Below are 16,723 nucleotides of genomic sequence, written 5' to 3'. Positions count from 1 at the left end.
CATGCGTCGATGTTCTCCAGACGCGCAATTTATTGCCGCTCAGCGATGGGCACGAACTGCAGATCGTCCGGCCCCGTGTAGTGGGCGCTGGGCCGGATGATTTTGTTGTCCTGGCGCTGCTCGATGATGTGCGCCGCCCAGCCGCTGGTGCGCGCCATCACGAACAACGGGGTGAACATGGCCGTGGGCACGCCCAGCAGGTGATAGCTGACAGCGCTGAACCAGTCGAGGTTGGGGAACATGTTTTTCACCTCCCACATCACCGACTCCAGCCGTGCGGCAATGTCATACATCTTGGTGCTGCCGGCCTCGTCCGACAGCTGCTTGGCCACACCCTTGATGACCATGTTGCGCGGGTCGCTGACGGTGTAGACCGGGTGGCCGAAACCGATCACCACTTCCTTGGCCTGCACGCGGCGGCGGATATCGGCCTCCGCCTCGGCGGGGTTGTCATAGCGTTTCTGGATTTCAAACGCCACTTCGTTGGCGCCGCCATGCTTGGGGCCGCGCAGCGCGCCAATGGCGCCGGTGATGGCGGAATACATATCGCTGCCCGTGCCGGCCACCACGCGGGCGGTGAAGGTGGATGCGTTGAATTCGTGCTCGGCATAGAGGTTGAGCGATGTGTGCATGGCGCGCACCCAGCTTTGGGAGGGCCTGGCGCCATGCAGCAGGTGCAGAAAGTGGCCGCCAATGGAGTCGTCGTCGGTTTCCACCTCAATCCTGCGGCCCGAGTTGCTGAAGTGGTACCAGTACAGCAGCATGCTGCCCAGCGAAGCCATCAGGCGGTCGGCGATATCGCGTGCACCCGGCAGGTTGTGGTCGTCTTTTTCGGGCAGGGCGCAACCCAGGGCGGAGACGCCGGTGCGCATCACATCCATGGGGTGGCTGGCAGCCGGTAGCTGCTCAAGCGCGGTCTTCACGCTGCCGGGCAGGCCGCGCAAGGCCTTGAGCTTTGACTTGTAGGCCTTGAGTTCGGCTTGCGTGGGCAGCTTGCCATGCACCAGCAGATGGGCGGTTTCCTCAAACTCGCAGACCTCGGCAATGTCCAGAATGTCATAGCCGCGATAGTGCAGATCGTTGCCGGTCTTGCCCACGGTGCACAGCGCGGTATTGCCTGCCGTCACGCCGGACAGCGCCACGGACTTCTTGGGCTTGAAAGCTGCTGCCGAGGTGGCCAGCAGCTGTGCTGTGCTGGAAGTTTGTGTGCCGGGTTCGCTCAGAGTGCTCATGCGGGGTCTCCTTGAAGATGGATGGGAGGCAGTCCTGTCTGCCATACTTCGCAATCTACGCAAACACATGGCGCAGAGATAGAGCTGAATTGGCAAAATCTTGCGAATGAAAAATCCATGATTTGCAAAGTTTGCGAATTTTTCAGGAGGCATGATGGCCAAGACATTCATGGGCGTGCGCCTGCGCAGCCTGCGTGCAGAGCGTGGCATGACACAGGCTGCGTTGGCCCAGGCGCTGGAACTTTCGCCCAGCTATCTGAACCAGATCGAGCAGGATCAGCGTCCGCTCACGGTGCCGGTGCTGCTCAAGATCCACAAGGTGCTGGGAGTGGATATCCAGCAGTTCTCGGAAGACCAGGAGGCGCGCCTGCTGGCCCAGCTGCGCGATGCGCTGGCCGCCATGCCCCAGCCCGAAGCGACCGTGCCTTTGCCCGAGCTGCGTGAGGTGGCGGCCAAGCTGCCGCATCTGGCCCAGGCATTGCTGGCCATGCACCAGCGCCAGCTGGCCGATGCCCAGCGGCTGGAGGCGCTGACCGCGCGCCTGGGCGACGGGCGCTCCGAGCTTGAAGACGGCAGCAAGCCGCTGCTGGCCGAGCCCGTGCGACAAATGCCTTTTGAAGCCGTGCGCGATTTTGTGTTTGCCCACCGCAACTACTTTGATGCGCTGGACCGCGCAGCCGAAACCCTGGCCCAGCAAGCCAGGCAAGACAGTGCCGTGTCAGGCGTCAGCCTGCAGGAATGGCTGCAAAACCGGCTGCAGCTGCGGCACCGGGTGCAACTGCAGCGCGGCAGCGATGCGAGCGCCGGTCAGCACAGCCACCGCCGCTTTGATGCCGCCACGCGCACGCTTTATGTGGGCCCCCAACTTAGCCCGGCCCAGCAGGCGTTTCAGCTGGCGACCCAGCTGGCGCTGCTGGAGTTCGAGAGCTTGATTGAAGAGCAGTTGCAATCGACGCTCTGGCCCATGTCGGCACAGGATGAAGCCACGCGCCGCCTGGCACGCATGGGCCTGGCCAACTATGTGGCCGGTGCATTCATCCTGCCTTATGGCGTGTTTCTGCAGGCCGCCGAGAGTCTGCAGTACGACATCGATCTGCTGGCCCGGCGTTTTGACGTGGGGTTTGAAACCGTGTGCCACCGCCTGTCCACCTTGCAGCGGGCGCAGGCGCCTGGCGTGCCTTTCTTTTTTATCCGGGTGGATCGTGCGGGCAACATCAGCAAGCGCCAGTCTGCCACGCATTTTCATTTTTCCAAGACGGGCGGAACCTGCCCGCTGTGGGGGGTGTACGAGGCCTTCACCCAGCCGGGGCGCATCGTGCCGCAGCTCGCGTCCATGCCCGACGGGCGGGTGTATCTGTGGATTGCCCGCACCATCACCCACCCGGGCCAGGGATGGGGGGCGCCGGGCAAGACCTTCTCCATAGGCCTGGGCTGCGATTTGCAGCATGCCGCGCGGTTGGTGTATTCCAAGGGGCTTGATCTGCGCAATCTGGAGGCGGCCACGCCCATAGGCATGGGTTGCAAGGTGTGCGAGCGCAGCGCCTGTCCGCAGCGTGCCTTTCCGTTCGTGGGCAAGCCGCTGCGTGTCAACGAAAACGAAAGCGGCTTTGTGCCCTATGGGGCTTTGGATGGATGAGTGGCTTCGAGATCCGGCGCATCAGTCTGGATAGATAGCAGGCCAGCTGGCCCGTATCTTGCATATACAAAATCTGGTGCGGCTGAGAGTAGCCGATTTGTTTGCACAGGCGATGGCTTTCGATTCAGAACTGCCTTGAGCCGATATTCATCATACGGTTTGCGCTATGAAGTTAATACCAGGGTCAGAACACTCCCAAGACCAGACCTGTGGCAAAAGCCTGGCCCAGCTCCTGGCAGAGTTGCAGATCGGCGGCAGAAATCTGTTTGGGGGCCAGTATGGCCTCGGGCGTTTGCGCGTGAGTGCAGATGATCAGCGGCTCGGCCACGGGCTTGAGCCGCCAGCCGGTGGCAATGCGCTCGATCTGTCTGGCGGCATTGTGGCCGTCGCTGCCGGCGCAGATCAGGCTGGCATATGGTCGGCCTTGTATGCGATCCAGGGCGCCGTAATAGCTGCGGTCAAAAAAGTCCTTCATCAGACCGCTGACGGCTGCCAGATTTTCGGGCGTGGCAAACAGGTAGCCGTCGGCCGCCAGCATTTCGGCAGGGCCCGCTTCGGGGGCGCGCAGCATGCGCACGGCAACGCCGTCTTCCTGCTCGGCACCGGCACGCGCCGCCTGCGCCATCTGCAGGGTGCCGCCGGTAAGCGAGTGATAGACGATGAGCAAGGTTTTGCGTGCAGGCATGTTGGCATTGTGAGCAGGGCGGATAAATCAGGTCACCCAAGGGGTCTGCATGCCGAGATAAAGCATTTTTTGTTGTGTAAAACAAACAAAAACCAACTTATTCATGAATCAGCGCTAAACCATCTATTTGTTTGACAAAAATTGACCTTTGTCATGCCACTTTTGTGCCTTTGTCCGATGCTTGTGCGTCTGTCGGCAATGAGGTAGCGCATACGGCCGTGTCGGTTTTGCTTGTGCGATGTCTGGCTGGACCTCGGTCATGCGCCAGATCCTCATGGCTTCAGTCGCTGTTTTCCGTGGGTTTTATCCTACAAAATGTGGAATGACTGACGGGCCGGTGCGACGGCGGATTGCCCCCGGTGGCCTGCATTTGTTTCGGCATTCCAGTTTCTGCTCACCTTCCATGCCTTCTTTGGATTCCAACCCGTCGTTGATGCCGCGCTTGCCCTGGCCCGCTTGGGTCGTGCTGCTGGTCGGCATGGGTATCAGCACGGCTGGCAGCTGGGTGGTTTTTCGTGCCATTGGGAGCAGTGCCCATCTGCGGCTTTTGCCCTGGGGCGTTTGGTTGCTGGGAGCGTTGGCCAGCTTGCTGGCTGCGGCTTTGACGGCACTATGGTTGCAGCGGCGCGAGCCCTGGCATGCCAGGCTCAGGCGCAATACCCGTGCCATGCGCGACAGCGATGCCCGCTTTCAGGACCTGTGCGAACAGGCGGCGCTGGGCGTGGTGCAGGTCGACAGCATCAGTTTGCAGGTGCTGAGCGTCAATCAACGCTATTGCTCGCTGACCGGTTATGCCGCTGATGAGTTGCTGCAGCGCAGTGTTCTGGACCTGTGCATGCCTCAGGAGCGTGGCGACTTTGCTCGCTTGCTCAAGGCCTTGATAGCTGGCGAGATGCGCGACATTCGGGGCGAGCATGCATTGGAGTGCAAGGACGGCAGTCAGGTCTGGGTGGAAGTGAATATCTCGCTGATCGGCCTGCAGCAGCCGCGCCAGATCCTGGCCTGGGTGCAGGACATCAGCGAGCGCAAGCGATTGCAGCAGTTGGAGCAGCAAGGCCACCGGCAGCTGCGTCGCCTTATGCAGCGCCTACCCGTGGGCCTGGTAATGGAAGCGCATGATGGCCGGCTGGTTTACTGGAACGAGGAATTTTTGCGCCTGGCCGGCAATGCCAGTCAGCCCGACGCCAGCAGCGACCAGTGGTGGCAGCGCATGTTTGACAACGAAGCAGCGCGCGAGCGCATACGTCAGCGCTGGAAGAATGCCACCGGCAAGGCCAGGGCGGCCCTGAATGTCAGCGCCGAACCGGCGGTTTGCCATGTGGCCACGCAGGAGGTGTTATTGCTGGGCAATGATGGGCAGCGCCGGGCTGTGGCCTTGAGCGGCGTTTTGCTTGATGAAGGCTGTTTGATGGTCTTGCAGGACCAAAGCCAGCGCAAGGCCGCCGAGCAGGAAGTCAAACAACTGGTGTTTTACGACCCCGTGACCGGCTTGCCCAATCGCCGCTTGCTGGAAGATCGCATGCAGCATGCCCTGGTGGCCGTGCAGCGCCGCAACGGCTTTGGCGGTGCTCTGGTGCTGGATGTAGACAACCTCAAGAGCTTCAACGAGAACTTCGGCCAGGCGCATGGCGATGCCGTGCTGCGCAGGCTGGGCGAGCGGCTGCAGGCCGGTGTTCCCGCCGGCGCCACGGTGGCGCGCCAGCGCGGTGATGACTTTGTGGTGATTCTGGATGATCTGGGCGATGACCCCGTGGCCGCGGCTTCGCGTCTGGAGTCGCATGCCCAGCACCTGATGGAGAGGCTGCGCGTTCCCCTCAGGGTGGATGGCGTGCAGCACCATGTCACGGTCAGCATGGGGATCAGCCAGTTTGGCGGCAAGGCCTTGAATGCGAGCGAGGTGCTGCGCCGCGCCGAGATGGCCATGTACCAGGCCAAGGGCCTGGGCCGCAATATGGTGCAGTTCTTCGACCCCCAGCTGCAGACAGCCTTGCAGCTGCGCCGTTCGCTGGAGCAGGACATGCGCGAAGGGCTGGAGCAGCAGCAGTTCGAGCTCTTCTATCAACCCCAGGTCGAGAGCGGCCAGGTGGTGGGGGCCGAAGCCCTGCTGCGCTGGAAGCATGTGCAGCGCGGCTATGTTTCTCCCGGCGAGTTTGTGCCGCTGGCGGAAGAAACCGGCTTTATTTTGACCCTGGGCGACTGGGTGCTGCGCAAGGCCTGCCAGCAACTTGCAGCCTGGGCTCGCCAGCCCGCTTTTGCCCAGATGACGCTGGCCGTCAATGTCAGCCCCAAACAGTTTCACCAGCGAGATTTTGTGCAGCGCGTGCTGACTGCATTGGCCGAGCACGGCGCGGACCCCAGGCTGCTCAAGCTGGAACTGACGGAAGGGCTGCTGCTCACCGATGTGGACGACACGGTGGCAAAAATGGTCAGGCTCAAATCCCACGGCATAGGCTTTTCGCTGGATGACTTTGGCACCGGCTATTCGTCGCTATCGTATTTGAAGCGCCTTCCACTGGACCAGCTGAAGATCGACCGCAGTTTTGTGCACGATGTGCTGAGCAACCCCAACGATGCCTCGATCGCCCGCACGATTGTGGCGCTGGCCGCAAGTCTGGGTCTGCACGTGATTGCCGAAGGCGTGGAAACCCAGGAGCAATGCCGTTTTCTGGCCGATATCAACTGCCATGCCTGGCAAGGTTATCTGATGAGCCCGCCAGTGGCCGTAGCTGCGTTTGAAGAGCTGGTGTGCAATGCACGTGCCCATGGGTCCCTCAAGACCTGCATGCATACGGCCGCCGATGTTGTGGCGGGTGGGCCGGCGATGTCTGTAGCGCAGGCACCGGGCACCGAGTCGGTGGCTTGACTGAATCGATAGTGACCTGGGGCCGCGTGCCTGGCGCAGCGCAGGCACAATACCTGCCCCTGTAATGCGAATCCTGCCGATCTGTGACTGAAGTTAAAACCCTGCTGCTTTTTGCTCTTACCGCCGTGGCCGAGATCGTGGGCTGTTATCTGCCCTGGCTCTGGCTCAAGCAGGGCGGCAGTGCCTGGCTGCTGCTGCCTGCGGCAGCCAGCCTGGTGGCTTTTGTCTGGCTGCTAAGCCTGCACCCGGCAGCTGCCGGCCGCGTCTATGCAGCTTACGGCGGCGTGTATGTGAGTGTGGCCCTGGTGTGGCTGTGGCTGGTCGATGGCATCAAGCCTACGGGCTGGGATATGGCCGGGGTGGCCGTTTGTCTGCTAGGCATGGGCATGATTGCATTCGCTCCGCGTGCGTGAGGCGTCGACGGTTTCTTGCTCCATTGCATGCGTAAGCCGTCATAGATAGCGCGGCTGGCCTTACTGGGATGGGGCGGATTTTTGCCGCAGCCTTGTGTTGAATCGACCAACTTTTTGTAGATAGTTCACAGTCTCCTATTTCCGTTCAAATAGGAGTCCATATGAACGCACAACGCTACCCAGAAGAATTCAGGATTGAGGCCGTCAAGCAAATCTTGGAACACGGCCACAGCGCAGCCGACGTCTCACGCCGTTTAGGCGTGAGCACGCATAGTCTGTATAAGTGGATTCGACTGCAGCAAATCCCCGCAGCTCAGCGGCAGGAGCAAGTCAGTCAAAGCGAAGAATTACGCCGTATCAAAGCAGAACTCAAAAGGGTCACCGAGGAGCGTGACATCCTAAAAAAAGCGGCGGCGTACTTCGCTCGCCAGTGCGACTGAAGTACGCCTTCATTGCCAAGCACCAGTTGATTTACAGCGTTGTGCGCATGTGCCGGGTGCTGCAATTGCACCCCAGTGGTTACTACGCTTGGAGGGTTCGGCCGCTCAGTCAACGTGCGGCCGATGACCAGCGTCTATTGGGCCTTCTAAAGCAGGCATGGCTAGAAAGCGGTGGCGTATATGGCTACCGCAAGTTGACATTGGACATGCGTGACTTAGGCGAGACCTGCAGCAGGCACCGGGTAGCAAGACTGCTGCGCTGTGAGGGATTAAAGGCTCAGCGAGGCTACGGACGACGCCCTCGTGTGCGAGGAGGTGCTCCAGCAGTCGTGGCTCCCAACTTACTATCGCAGCAGTTCACCGTGCATGCTCCGAACAAAGTCTGGGTGACTGATATCACCTATATCAGCACTCATGAGGGGTGGCTGTACCTGGCAACGGTAATTGACCTGTTCTCACGCCAAGTTGTTGGCTGGGCAACAGGTAGCCGCATTGATACCCAGCTGCCCTTGGATGCATTGCATATGGCGCTCTGGCGTAGAAGACCATGCAATACCGTGACCGTGCACTCTGACCAAGGCTGTCAATTTACAAGCCATGAATGGCAGCGCTTCCTTGCTAGCCACAATCTGCAATCGAGTATGAGCAGGCGAGGAAACTGTCACGACAACGCAGTTGCTGAAAGTTTTTTTCAGTTGCTTAAGCGGGAGCGCATCCGCAGAAAAACCTATCCTACGAGGCAAGAGGCGCACAGCGATGTATTCAGCTACATCGAAATGTTCTACAACCCCATTCGCAGACATTCGTCTGCTGATGGTCTGTCTCCAATAGAGTTTGAGAGACGTAATTCCGTGAGGCTGGCAGCTATCTAAAAAAATCTGGTCGATTCAAGGTCTGCATCGAGGCGGTGCTTGTGAGGCGATGTCTGCGATGGCTTAGCGCGGTGGCAGTTCGCAGCCGTCGGGGCCGCAGCCGGGTTCTGCGGCGTCATCGGCCTGTGTCTCTTGCTGGATCTGAGCCACTTGCTCGGCCCACTCGGTCAGCTGTGTCTTCCAGCCGTCCACATCGCCCAGCCAGGGGCCTATGTCGATGCGCTGCACGGCGCGCTGGCCGGCTTGCTCGGGGTGATCGAATTCCAGCGCCAGAGTGGGAAAGCCCTGGCCTTGCACCATGCCCAGCCACTGGCGGCTTTCTGCAATGTGTTTTTGCGTTGCAGTGCCCGATAGACGTGCGTAGGCAGCTGCAAAATCTGTAGCGTCAAGGCCTATGTCCTCGGCCAGTGCGCGCAGCACGGCGGCCTCGCTGATGCGCTTGCCATCCACGTAATGGGCTTTTTGCTGGGCATGCAGCATCTCCAGTCCCTTGCCGGCCAGCTCCTCTGCGGCCAGCAAGGCCGTGGTCGGTGGTTCGGAATCCAGCGGTGCGCCTATATCGTTGAGCAAGCCGTTGAAATAGCCGTCACCAAAGGGCTGGCCCGTCATTTCGGCAATGCGCTGATCGCTGGACATCACATAGTCGCGCCAGTCGGCGGTGATGGTGCGGGTGTGCTCGCCCGTCAGCATGCCGCCGCCATGCCATTGCACGGCAATGCCGGGTACGCTGCGCGCCGCGTCGACCAGGGGCGCAGCCCCGTAACACCAGCCGCACAGCGGATCAAAAATATAGTGAAGCACCAGTGGTGGCAGGTCTTGGGACAGTGGCTGTGTGTTGTTCATAGGAGTGAATCGGGAGCTAGAGGGCTGGCAAACTGCAATGAATCGTCAATGTAGTGGCTCAGGCGCCAGCCATGCCTGCAGTGACTGTGATGACCTTGGCACGATGTAGGCAAAATGGCCGTGAAATTTCTGCCCTCACGGCCCACGCTGCCCGCTTTGCTCTCATTGCCTCAATCTATGCGCCTGAACGCCTCTCCGCCTCCATCTCCTGCGCCTTCGGGCTCGAACGAACCCACGCCCCAGTCGGTTGCCCGGCGCAGCACCTTGTGGTTTTTGTTGTTCTGGCTGCTGCTCATGGGCGCGATGTACTGGGCCATGCAGTTTTTTCTGGAGCCTGCCCATGCCAAGGTGCAAGCCGATGGCTCGGTGCGCATCGAGCGCGGCCATGACGGGCACTTCCGGGTCAAAGGCAGCATCAACGGGCAAAGCGTCACCTTCATGGTGGATACGGGGGCGTCCTCGGTCAGCGTGACGGAAGCCCTGGCCGAAAAAGCCGGCTTGCAGGGCGGTGAACGGGCGCGGTTTCGCACAGCCAACGGCGAGCGCGAAGGCCGCATCGTGGTGGCCGATGAGGTGAAAGTGGCCAGCCTGACGGTGCGCAATCTGCGGGTGGGCACGGGCTATACGGGTGAGGATGTGGAAGACGCTTTGCTGGGTCAAAATTTTCTGCGCCACTTTGATGTGCAGATGAGCGGCGATCAGATGCTGCTGCGTCCCCGCAAATCGGGCGGCGGTGCGCAGTAGGCGGCACCGTTTTAATCAAAGTCTGGCACTTGGTGTTGAGTCGTATCCGGCCGTATTGGGCGCAGCCGGGCTCTGACGGGTTTACAGTTGTCTGCTTTGCCAACCGGCAAACAGAAAACGGCTGTCTTGCCGGCCCACATCCGGGCGTTCGAGGCGGTTGGGGCCACGCTCATGGGTGAAAGACATGTTCTTGGAGCTGTTGCCATTCGCTGTGCAACCCAAGAACGCGTTTCGGCGTTGCGCAGCTCATCGCTGAACTTTCAATGGACTGGCTGACTCATTTATTCAAGACTCTGAACGACCTTGTCTGGGGCGTTCCCATGATCGTGCTCATACTGGGCACGGGCTTTTATCTGCAAATTCGCCTGGGCTTCATGCCGCTGCGCAACATCGTGCGCGGCTTTCGCATGATCTGGCGCAGCCGCCGCCCCGGCGATGCGGCCGATGGCGACATCACCCCTTATGCGGCGCTGATGACGGCTTTGTCTGCCACCGTGGGCACGGGCAATATTGCCGGCGTGGCCACGGCGATTGCCGTAGGCGGCCCCGGCGCCTTGTTCTGGATGTGGATGACGGCCTTGCTGGGCATGGCCACCAAGTACGGCGAAGTGGTGCTGGCCGTCAGGTTTCGCGAAAAAAATGATCGTGGCCAGTGGGTTGGCGGTCCCATGTATGCCATCAAGAACGGCTTGGGCCCTCGCTGGAAGTGGCTGGGCACGCTGTTTGCGCTGTTTGGCGGGCTGGCCGGTTTCGGCATTGGCGCCATGGTGCAGTCCAACGGCATTGCCTCGGCCATGCACAGCGCATTCGGGCTGGAGAACTGGGTGACCGGTCTGTGCATTGCCGTGCTGACTGGCGCTGTGGTGCTGGGCGGCATCAGCCGCATAGGCGCGGTGGCCGAGAAGCTGGTGCCCGCCATGTGTCTTGCCTATGTGGGCTGCGTGCTTTATGTGCTGGGCGTGTATGTGGATCGCATTCCCGCCGCGCTTGCGCTGATTTTCGAGCAGGCCTTCAATCCCACAGCAGCGACCGGCGGTTTTCTGGGCTCCACCGTACTCATGGCCATCCGCATGGGCGTGGCGCGCGGCATTTTCTCCAATGAGGCAGGTCTGGGCACGGCCGGCATTGCGCAGGCCGCAGGTGCCACGCGCGATCCGGTGTTCTCGGGTCTGGTGGGCATGATGGGCACCTTTATCGATACCATCATTGTCTGCACCATGACCGGTCTGGCGATTGTGGTCAGCGGTGTCTGGAGCTCGGGCGCCACGGGAGCCTTGCTCTCCACGCAAAGCTTTGAAGCCGCCATGCCCGGCGTGGGCAAATATGTGCTGGCGCTATGCCTGTCCGTGTTTGCCTTCACCACCATTCTGGGTTGGGCCTATTACGGCGAGAAATGCTGGACCTATCTGGTGGGCACGGTTTGCGAAATCCCGTTTCGCATCCTCTGGACGGTGGGAGCCTATATCGGTGCCGTGGCCACGCTGGATCTGGCATGGCTGGTGGCCGATACGCTCAACGCGCTGATGGCGATTCCCAATCTGCTGGCGCTGTTGCTGCTCTCGCCTGTCATCGTCAAGTTGACGCGCGAGTATTTTGCGCGTGACGCCCAGGAAGATCAGCTTGGCCTGATTCCTAATAAGTGAGCGCAATGCGTATATCTGGAAAGGGCTGAAGCCCATTTTCATTGAAGTTAGGGCTTCAAGGCACGGGGCGCAGATGTTCTGGCAACTGCGCCCCGTGCGGCTTTAAGGCAGCGCCAGGCCCTGCAGTAGCGGCTTCTGCGAAAATGCAGGCCTCTTCCAGGGAAGGCGGCGCCCGCATCATGCGGCTGTTCGTTGTGCGTATCGAGGCTCGATCCATTCCTTGTCCGTGCCTGCGCTCGCTTGTCAGCCGCAGGTCTTGTCGCAATGCCTAGCCTCGGGTCAGACTCTGTCTGGCTGTCGCCCTAACCTTGAGAGCTGCCGCCCAGGCAGCTCCACGCCGGGCCGTGGCACAAATGGATCGCCTGCCGTGTCCCATCGCCAGCCCGTACGTGTGCCGGAACGTCATCAGTTTGAAACGCTGATCGATGCCCGCACGCCTGCCGAATTTGAACTCGATCACCTTCCCGGAGCCATCAACTGCCCCGCGCTCAGCAACGAAGAGCGCGTGCAGATTGGCACCATCTACAAGCAGGTCAGCCCGTTCGAGGCCAAGCGCCTGGGGGCGGCCATGGTGGCTGCCAATCTGGCGCGCCATCTGCGCGAAACTTTTTCCGACAAGCCTGCCAACTGGAAGCCGCTGGTCTATTGCTGGCGTGGCGGCCTGCGCAGCGGCTCCATGGTCACCTGGCTGCGGCTGGTAGGCTGGGAGGCCCAGCAACTGGCCGGCGGCTACAAGGCTTTTCGCGGCCATGTGATCAGCCAGCTGGAAACGCTGGTGCCCCAGCTGCAGCTGCGCGTGCTGTGCGGTGCCACGGGTAGCGCCAAGACCCGCGTGCTGCATGCTCTGGCCGAGCATGGCGAGCAGGTGCTGGACTTGGAGGGCTATGCCAGCCACAAGGGCTCGCTGTTGGGCAATCTGCCCGGTATCGAGCAGCCCAGCCAGAAGCGCTTTGAGACGCTGCTGTCCGAACAGCTGGAGCGTTTCGACCTCTCGCGTCCGGTGTACCTGGAGGGCGAAAGCGCCAAGATAGGCCGGCTGGGCGTGCCCCTGGTGCTGGTGGAACATATGCGCAAGGCTGCCGTCATCGATGTGCGCGCCACCACCGAGGCGCGCCTGTCCTATCTGCTGCGCGACTACGCCTATCTGGGCGAGGATCCGCAGGCGTTGGCGCAAAAACTGGGCTGGCTCAAGGAGCTGCAAGGCAACGAGACCGTGGGCCGCTGGCAGGCCTGGGCGCTGGAGAAAAACCTGGCCCCCTTGTTTGAAGAGCTGATGCTGCGCCACTACGACCCGCACTATGAGCGCTCCCAGTCCAACCATTTCACCCAATGGCCAAAGCGCGCCATGCTGGAAACCGATGATTTGTCGGAGCTGGGCATTGCCTCGCTGGCCGGGAAACTGCTGGCGCTGGAGAAGCGGCCCGCTTGACCAGACCGGGTGTGCGCGACGAATAAAGAGAAATCCGCTATTCTGGGCGACGCCCATCAAGCGCTGATGGACATGTCTTGCTGGTGTTAGGTGGGCCTTTTGATGCTTTCAATATAAGAACCTTTTTCATGTTTGAAAGGATTCCTTATGACGACAAGCTGTACTCGACGCGTCCTGCTCGCAGTTGCATTGATCATGGGCAGTGCGTTGGCTTTTGCGCAAGAGGTGGGGTACGCAGACGAACTCATGGACTTCGGTGTCATACCGAGCAATGCCCCGCGGTCACGCGCGCAAGGCTACGGCGCACCGACACCCACCTCCATTCCTGGCGCAAAGGTCATCACCACCAGGGAATTGATGGAGATGCAATCCGCCAATCCCAAGCCGGCAATCTTTGTGGTTTACAGCGCCAAAGGCGTCATTCCTGGCGCCATCAGCGCGAATGGAGCTGGTGAAGACCGGTTGTTTGGATTGGAGCTTGAAAAATTCACCAAGCTGCTTGCCAAATCCACCAATGGCGACAAAAGCCTTCCAGTCGTCTTTTACTGCCACGGCCCTAAATGTTGGCTGTCCTATAACGCTGCTCTGCACGCAAAGGAAGCTGGGTACAGCAATATCTATTGGTATCGTGGCGGCAGGGATGCATGGAAGGCTGCAGGCCTGAAATTCAAAAAAACCCAAACGGATGATTCCAGCGAAAGCGAAGAGTAGTCACGAGGGCTGCTCACGTTTCAAGAAAAATTACTTCAGGCACGCTCCATGAAGATGGGCAGCAGCGACAGCATCAGCAAGCCCGCCATCAGCCAGTTGAAGCTGCGCAAGGCCTGGGGCGTGCGCAGGGCGCGGCCCACGGTGCTGCCGAACAGCGTCCAGACGCTGATGCTGGGGTAGTTCACCAGGCCCAGCACCAGGGCCGAGAGCACCAGATTGGCAAAAAAGCCTTCGCGTGGCGTGTAGGTCGCAACCACGCCAACGGCCATGATCCAGGCCTTGGGGTTGACCCACTGAAACGCCGCAGCCTGCCAGAAGCTGAAAGGGCGATGACCCGCGTGGCCTTGGTCCACGCTGCCCGAGCGCGCAATCTTCCAGGCCAGCCAGACCAGATACGCGGCGCCCACATATTTGAGCAGGGTGTACAGGCGCGGCTCGGCTTCAAACACGGCACCCAGGCCCGCGCCAATCAGCAACACCATGACCACCACTCCCAGGCAGATGCCCAGCATATGGGGCACGCTGCGGCGGTAGCCAAAAGTGGCTCCCGAGGCCGTGAGCATCACATTGTTGGGGCCGGGCGTGACGGAGCTGACAAAGGCGAACATGGCCAGTGGCAGCACAAAGGAGAGGGAGTCGGGCAGGGCAGTCATGGGAAGCACCTTGGATCAAAAGGCTGGGATGCTGTTCATGTTAATGGCATTGATCTGTACAGTAGCAGTACACTTGATGGGCCACTCAATAATCTGGCCTGCTTGTTTTATCCATACACTTTGCGAAAGCCCATAGAAAGTCAACACCATGCGCAACCCCGCTGATCTCGTGCTGCCTGCCTCGCTGCCCTCCCAAGCCTCCTTCATGGGCTGGCAGCCGCTGCGCTCGAGCAGCCTCAGCCTGGTAGAGCAATTGGTGGAGCACTTTGGCAGCCTGATACGCAACCACGGCCTGCGCACCGGCATGCGTCTGCCTTCGGTGCGGGCGCTGGCTGAAAGCGCGGCCGTCAGTCGCGATACCGTGGTTCAGGCCTATGACCGACTGGCCGCCCAAGGTCTGGTGCAGTCGCGCCGTGGGGCCGGTTTTTTTGTCGCCGCTCAGCGCAGCGTGGTCACGCCTGCGGCCATGCCTGGTACGACGCTTGCGCAAGGCACGGCGTTTGATACCGCCTATCTGCTGCGTGGGATGTTTCGCCCGGGCTCCGAACTTTCGGGCGGCGCGGGCTTGTTGCCTGCCAGCTGGATGGATGAGGACATGATTACCTCGGCCATGCGCTCGATTGCGCGGGCGCAGAGCCCCGGCTTGCTCAGCTATGGCGTGCCTCAGGGCTTTCTGCCTTTGCGCCAGCAGATTGCTTCCATTCTTCAGGCGCAGGATGTGCCCGCCCATCCCGAAACCCATTTGATGACCGTCAGCGGTGTGACCCATGGGCTGGACCTCATCATGCGCAGCTTTTTGCAGGCCGGCGATACGGTGCTGGTGGAAGACCCGGGCTGGTTTCTGATCTTTGGCCGCTTGACCGCCATGGGGGTGAATGTTGTCGGCGTGCCGCGCCTGCCCGGCGGGCCCGATGTGCAGGCATTGGAGAGTCTGGCGCAGCAGCACCAGCCCAAGCTGTTTTTCGTCAACACCGTGGTGCACAACCCCACAGGCCAGACCTTGTCCATCGGTGTGGCGCACGAAGTGCTGCGCATCGCGGAGCGCCATGGTTTTTATCTGGTGGAAGCCGATACCTATAGCGACTTTCTGCATGGCGCACCGATCCGCCTGGCCACGCTGGACCGGCTGCAACGGGTGCTGCTGGTGGGCGGTTATTCCAAAACCCTATCGGGCGGGCTGCGTGTGGGCTATGTGGCAGCCAAGCCCGAGCTGATCTATCAGCTCACGGATCTGAAGCTGCTCGGCGGTCTGACTTCGGCCTTGCCCAGCGAGCAGATCGTGCACCGCATTCTGGCCGAGGGCAGCTACCGCAAGCATGTGGATCGCCTGCGCGAGCGCGTGGACAAGGCACGCAGCCGCTGCCTGCGCAAGCTGGAGCAATTGGCTTGTCATGCGGCTTTCGAGCCTGTGGCCGGTACTTTTGCCTGGGTGGACTGCGGCATGGACACCGAGGTGCTGGCCCGCCATGCGGCAGAGCATGACCTGCTGCTGGCGCCGGGCGTGCTGTTTTCGCCGCGCCAGGCGCCCAGCCGTATGCTGCGCGTGCCGGTGTCCATGGCCGACCAGGCTTCCAGCTGGACGCTGCTGGAGCAATTGCTCAGGCAATACCGTTGAGGGCAGGGTAGCTTGCACCTCAAACGCCAGGCATGAACTCCATTCACGATTGATCACAATCGAGAGCTGCACTGCGAGGGGCTGATCGCTTGGCTGCTGTTATGTTGTGACCATGATCGCAGCACGAGCCCCGTCCCATGCAGCCACCGGTTTTTGCGCTACCCCGCCGGTACGGCGCTGCACGGCTTGGCTGTCATTGCTGCTTGTCATGGCTATGGCTCTGGCCCTGACTGGTTGCAGCAGCGCACCCACAGAACATGGCGAGGTGGAAGGCGAGAACTTCAATGCAAAGGAATTGCTGCAGTCCGATAGCAACCGTATGGCCACGCTGGCCATGAAGGAGAACCTGGAGAGCCTGTTTCTTCTCATGGACAAGCTCTACCGCCGCAACCCCGCAGAGTGGAAGAAGACGGCCGCCAGCCGCGAGGCCGCCGTTGCCTATGTGCGCATAGCCATCATGGAGCGCCAACCCTGGCTGGAGCTGCAGGAAAAGCGCGATGTGGCGGCGCTCTCGCTGGCGCTGCAGCCCACGTTCACGGGGGACAGGGTGGCCGCTTTTGTTTATGCTGCCGCCGACACCATCATCACCGCCCATGGTGGGCGCACCTCGTTCACGCTGGTCGATGGGCTGGATCCGCAACATGTGTTCAATGCTGCGCGCAATCTGGAGATTGCCAACTGGATACTTAATTCGCGCAAGGCTCCAGACGGCAAGCCTTTGCTGTTGTCCAATCAGGCTGGCGATGCGCAAAGCAATCTGAGTTACGAGCGCGAGATGGGCAAGATCATAGGCCGGCTGGATCTGTTGGCCAGCTACACCACCGAACGCTATCGCCGCTCGGTGATCGGTTATGGCCAGGGACTGGTTGCCGGGCCGTTTTTGCAGTTCTTGCCGGTGCGCTAAGAGCGGCCAACACGGTCCAGCAAATCGAAGATTTGCGTTT

General features: G+C 60.9%; 14 protein-coding genes. 10 read left to right on the top strand and 4 right to left on the bottom strand.

Annotated elements, in window-relative coordinates; genetic code table 11:
* Positions 1–29: 29 nt before the first annotated feature.
* Positions 30–1,232 (bottom strand): 2-methylcitrate synthase, encoded by a 1,203-nt coding sequence (prpC, locus tag EAO39_RS13835; protein WP_120968257.1) that lies wholly within the window; start codon positions 1,230–1,232, stop codon positions 30–32.
* A 154-nt stretch (positions 1,233–1,386) separates the two neighbouring features.
* Here prpC and EAO39_RS13830 point away from each other — a divergent pair, with 154 nt between their 5' ends.
* Positions 1,387–2,868 (top strand): short-chain fatty acyl-CoA regulator family protein, encoded by a 1,482-nt coding sequence (locus EAO39_RS13830; RefSeq protein WP_120971099.1) that lies wholly within the window; start codon positions 1,387–1,389, stop codon positions 2,866–2,868.
* Positions 2,869–3,052: 184 nt separating this feature from the next.
* Here the strand turns inward: EAO39_RS13830 and EAO39_RS13825 are convergent, their stop codons facing one another.
* Entirely contained in the window at positions 3,053–3,553 is a 501-nt protein-coding gene (locus EAO39_RS13825; RefSeq protein ID WP_120968255.1) for an NAD(P)H-dependent oxidoreductase, read from the bottom strand.
* A gap of 403 nt (positions 3,554–3,956) precedes the next feature.
* On the opposite strand from EAO39_RS13825, the gene EAO39_RS13820 reads away from it, so the two are divergent.
* From EAO39_RS13820 to EAO39_RS13810, 3 genes are all read left to right on the top strand, one after another.
* Positions 3,957–6,416 carry a GGDEF domain-containing phosphodiesterase gene (locus EAO39_RS13820; protein WP_240467002.1) on the top strand — a complete coding sequence of 820 codons (2,460 nt, stop codon included), beginning with the start codon at positions 3,957–3,959 and terminating at the stop codon, positions 6,414–6,416.
* 83 nt (positions 6,417–6,499) lie between these two features.
* Positions 6,500–6,829, top strand: a complete 330-nt coding sequence (locus EAO39_RS13815) for a YnfA family protein (RefSeq protein ID WP_120968251.1) — start codon at positions 6,500–6,502, stop codon at positions 6,827–6,829.
* Positions 6,830–6,990: 161 nt separating this feature from the next.
* A protein-coding gene (locus EAO39_RS13810; RefSeq protein ID WP_120967072.1) for an IS3 family transposase occupies positions 6,991–8,141 on the top strand; the annotation gives its coding sequence in 2 pieces (ribosomal slippage) (positions 6,991–7,240 and positions 7,240–8,141; 1,152 coding nt in all).
* A gap of 63 nt (positions 8,142–8,204) precedes the next feature.
* Here EAO39_RS13810 and EAO39_RS13805 read toward each other — a convergent pair.
* On the bottom strand, positions 8,205–8,984 hold the full coding sequence (locus EAO39_RS13805) for a DsbA family protein (RefSeq protein ID WP_120968249.1): 780 nt from the start codon (positions 8,982–8,984) through the stop codon (positions 8,205–8,207).
* A gap of 177 nt (positions 8,985–9,161) precedes the next feature.
* Between EAO39_RS13805 and EAO39_RS13800 the strand changes: the two genes are divergently transcribed.
* The 4 genes from EAO39_RS13800 (at position 9,162) to EAO39_RS13785 (ending at position 13,511) form a co-directional block, all read left to right on the top strand.
* Positions 9,162–9,728 (top strand): retropepsin-like aspartic protease, encoded by a 567-nt coding sequence (locus EAO39_RS13800; protein ID WP_120971093.1) that lies wholly within the window; start codon positions 9,162–9,164, stop codon positions 9,726–9,728.
* 263 nt (positions 9,729–9,991) lie between these two features.
* Complete coding sequence (locus EAO39_RS13795) at positions 9,992–11,371, top strand: sodium:alanine symporter family protein (RefSeq protein ID WP_120968247.1); 1,380 nt, start codon at positions 9,992–9,994, stop codon at positions 11,369–11,371.
* Between the two features lie 367 nt (positions 11,372–11,738).
* Complete coding sequence (gene mnmH, locus EAO39_RS13790) at positions 11,739–12,800, top strand: tRNA 2-selenouridine(34) synthase MnmH (protein ID WP_120968245.1); 1,062 nt, start codon at positions 11,739–11,741, stop codon at positions 12,798–12,800.
* Positions 12,801–12,947: 147 nt separating this feature from the next.
* On the top strand, positions 12,948–13,511 hold the full coding sequence (locus EAO39_RS13785; protein ID WP_120968243.1) for a rhodanese-like domain-containing protein: 564 nt from the start codon (positions 12,948–12,950) through the stop codon (positions 13,509–13,511).
* Positions 13,512–13,546: 35 nt separating this feature from the next.
* Here the strand turns inward: EAO39_RS13785 and EAO39_RS13780 are convergent, their stop codons facing one another.
* Positions 13,547–14,164: a LysE family translocator gene (locus tag EAO39_RS13780; protein WP_120968241.1), complete on the bottom strand. Its 618-nt coding sequence runs from the start codon at positions 14,162–14,164 to the stop codon at positions 13,547–13,549.
* A gap of 205 nt (positions 14,165–14,369) precedes the next feature.
* Between EAO39_RS13780 and EAO39_RS13775 the strand changes: the two genes are divergently transcribed.
* On the top strand, positions 14,370–15,779 hold the full coding sequence (locus EAO39_RS13775) for a PLP-dependent aminotransferase family protein (protein WP_120971091.1): 1,410 nt from the start codon (positions 14,370–14,372) through the stop codon (positions 15,777–15,779).
* A gap of 112 nt (positions 15,780–15,891) precedes the next feature.
* Positions 15,892–16,683 (top strand): hypothetical protein, encoded by a 792-nt coding sequence (locus EAO39_RS13770; protein ID WP_120968239.1) that lies wholly within the window; start codon positions 15,892–15,894, stop codon positions 16,681–16,683.
* The last annotated feature ends 40 nt before the right edge of the window (positions 16,684–16,723 follow it).

Source organism: Comamonas sp. lk (assembly GCF_900564145.1).
GTDB lineage: Bacteria > Pseudomonadota > Gammaproteobacteria > Burkholderiales > Burkholderiaceae_C > Comamonas.
This window is presented reverse-complemented; position numbering and strand designations above follow the sequence as displayed.

Bases quoted from the DNA above. Each gene is read 5' to 3' on its own strand.
- prpC (WP_120968257.1), bottom strand. From the start codon at position 1,232: ATGAGCACTCTGAGCGAACCCGGCACACAAACTTCCAGCACAGCACAG.
- EAO39_RS13830 (WP_120971099.1), top strand. From the start codon at position 1,387: ATGGCCAAGACATTCATGGGCGTGCGCCTGCGCAGCCTGCGTGCAGAG.
- EAO39_RS13775 (WP_120971091.1), top strand. From the start codon at position 14,370: ATGGGCTGGCAGCCGCTGCGCTCGAGCAGCCTCAGCCTGGTAGAGCAA.
- EAO39_RS13785 (WP_120968243.1), top strand. From the start codon at position 12,948: ATGACGACAAGCTGTACTCGACGCGTCCTGCTCGCAGTTGCATTGATC.
- EAO39_RS13780 (WP_120968241.1), bottom strand. From the start codon at position 14,164: ATGACTGCCCTGCCCGACTCCCTCTCCTTTGTGCTGCCACTGGCCATG.
- EAO39_RS13795 (WP_120968247.1), top strand. From the start codon at position 9,992: ATGGACTGGCTGACTCATTTATTCAAGACTCTGAACGACCTTGTCTGG.
- EAO39_RS13805 (WP_120968249.1), bottom strand. From the start codon at position 8,984: ATGAACAACACACAGCCACTGTCCCAAGACCTGCCACCACTGGTGCTT.
- EAO39_RS13820 (WP_240467002.1), top strand. From the start codon at position 3,957: ATGCCTTCTTTGGATTCCAACCCGTCGTTGATGCCGCGCTTGCCCTGG.
- EAO39_RS13825 (WP_120968255.1), bottom strand. From the start codon at position 3,553: ATGCCTGCACGCAAAACCTTGCTCATCGTCTATCACTCGCTTACCGGC.
- EAO39_RS13800 (WP_120971093.1), top strand. From the start codon at position 9,162: ATGCGCCTGAACGCCTCTCCGCCTCCATCTCCTGCGCCTTCGGGCTCG.
- EAO39_RS13770 (WP_120968239.1), top strand. From the start codon at position 15,892: ATGATCGCAGCACGAGCCCCGTCCCATGCAGCCACCGGTTTTTGCGCT.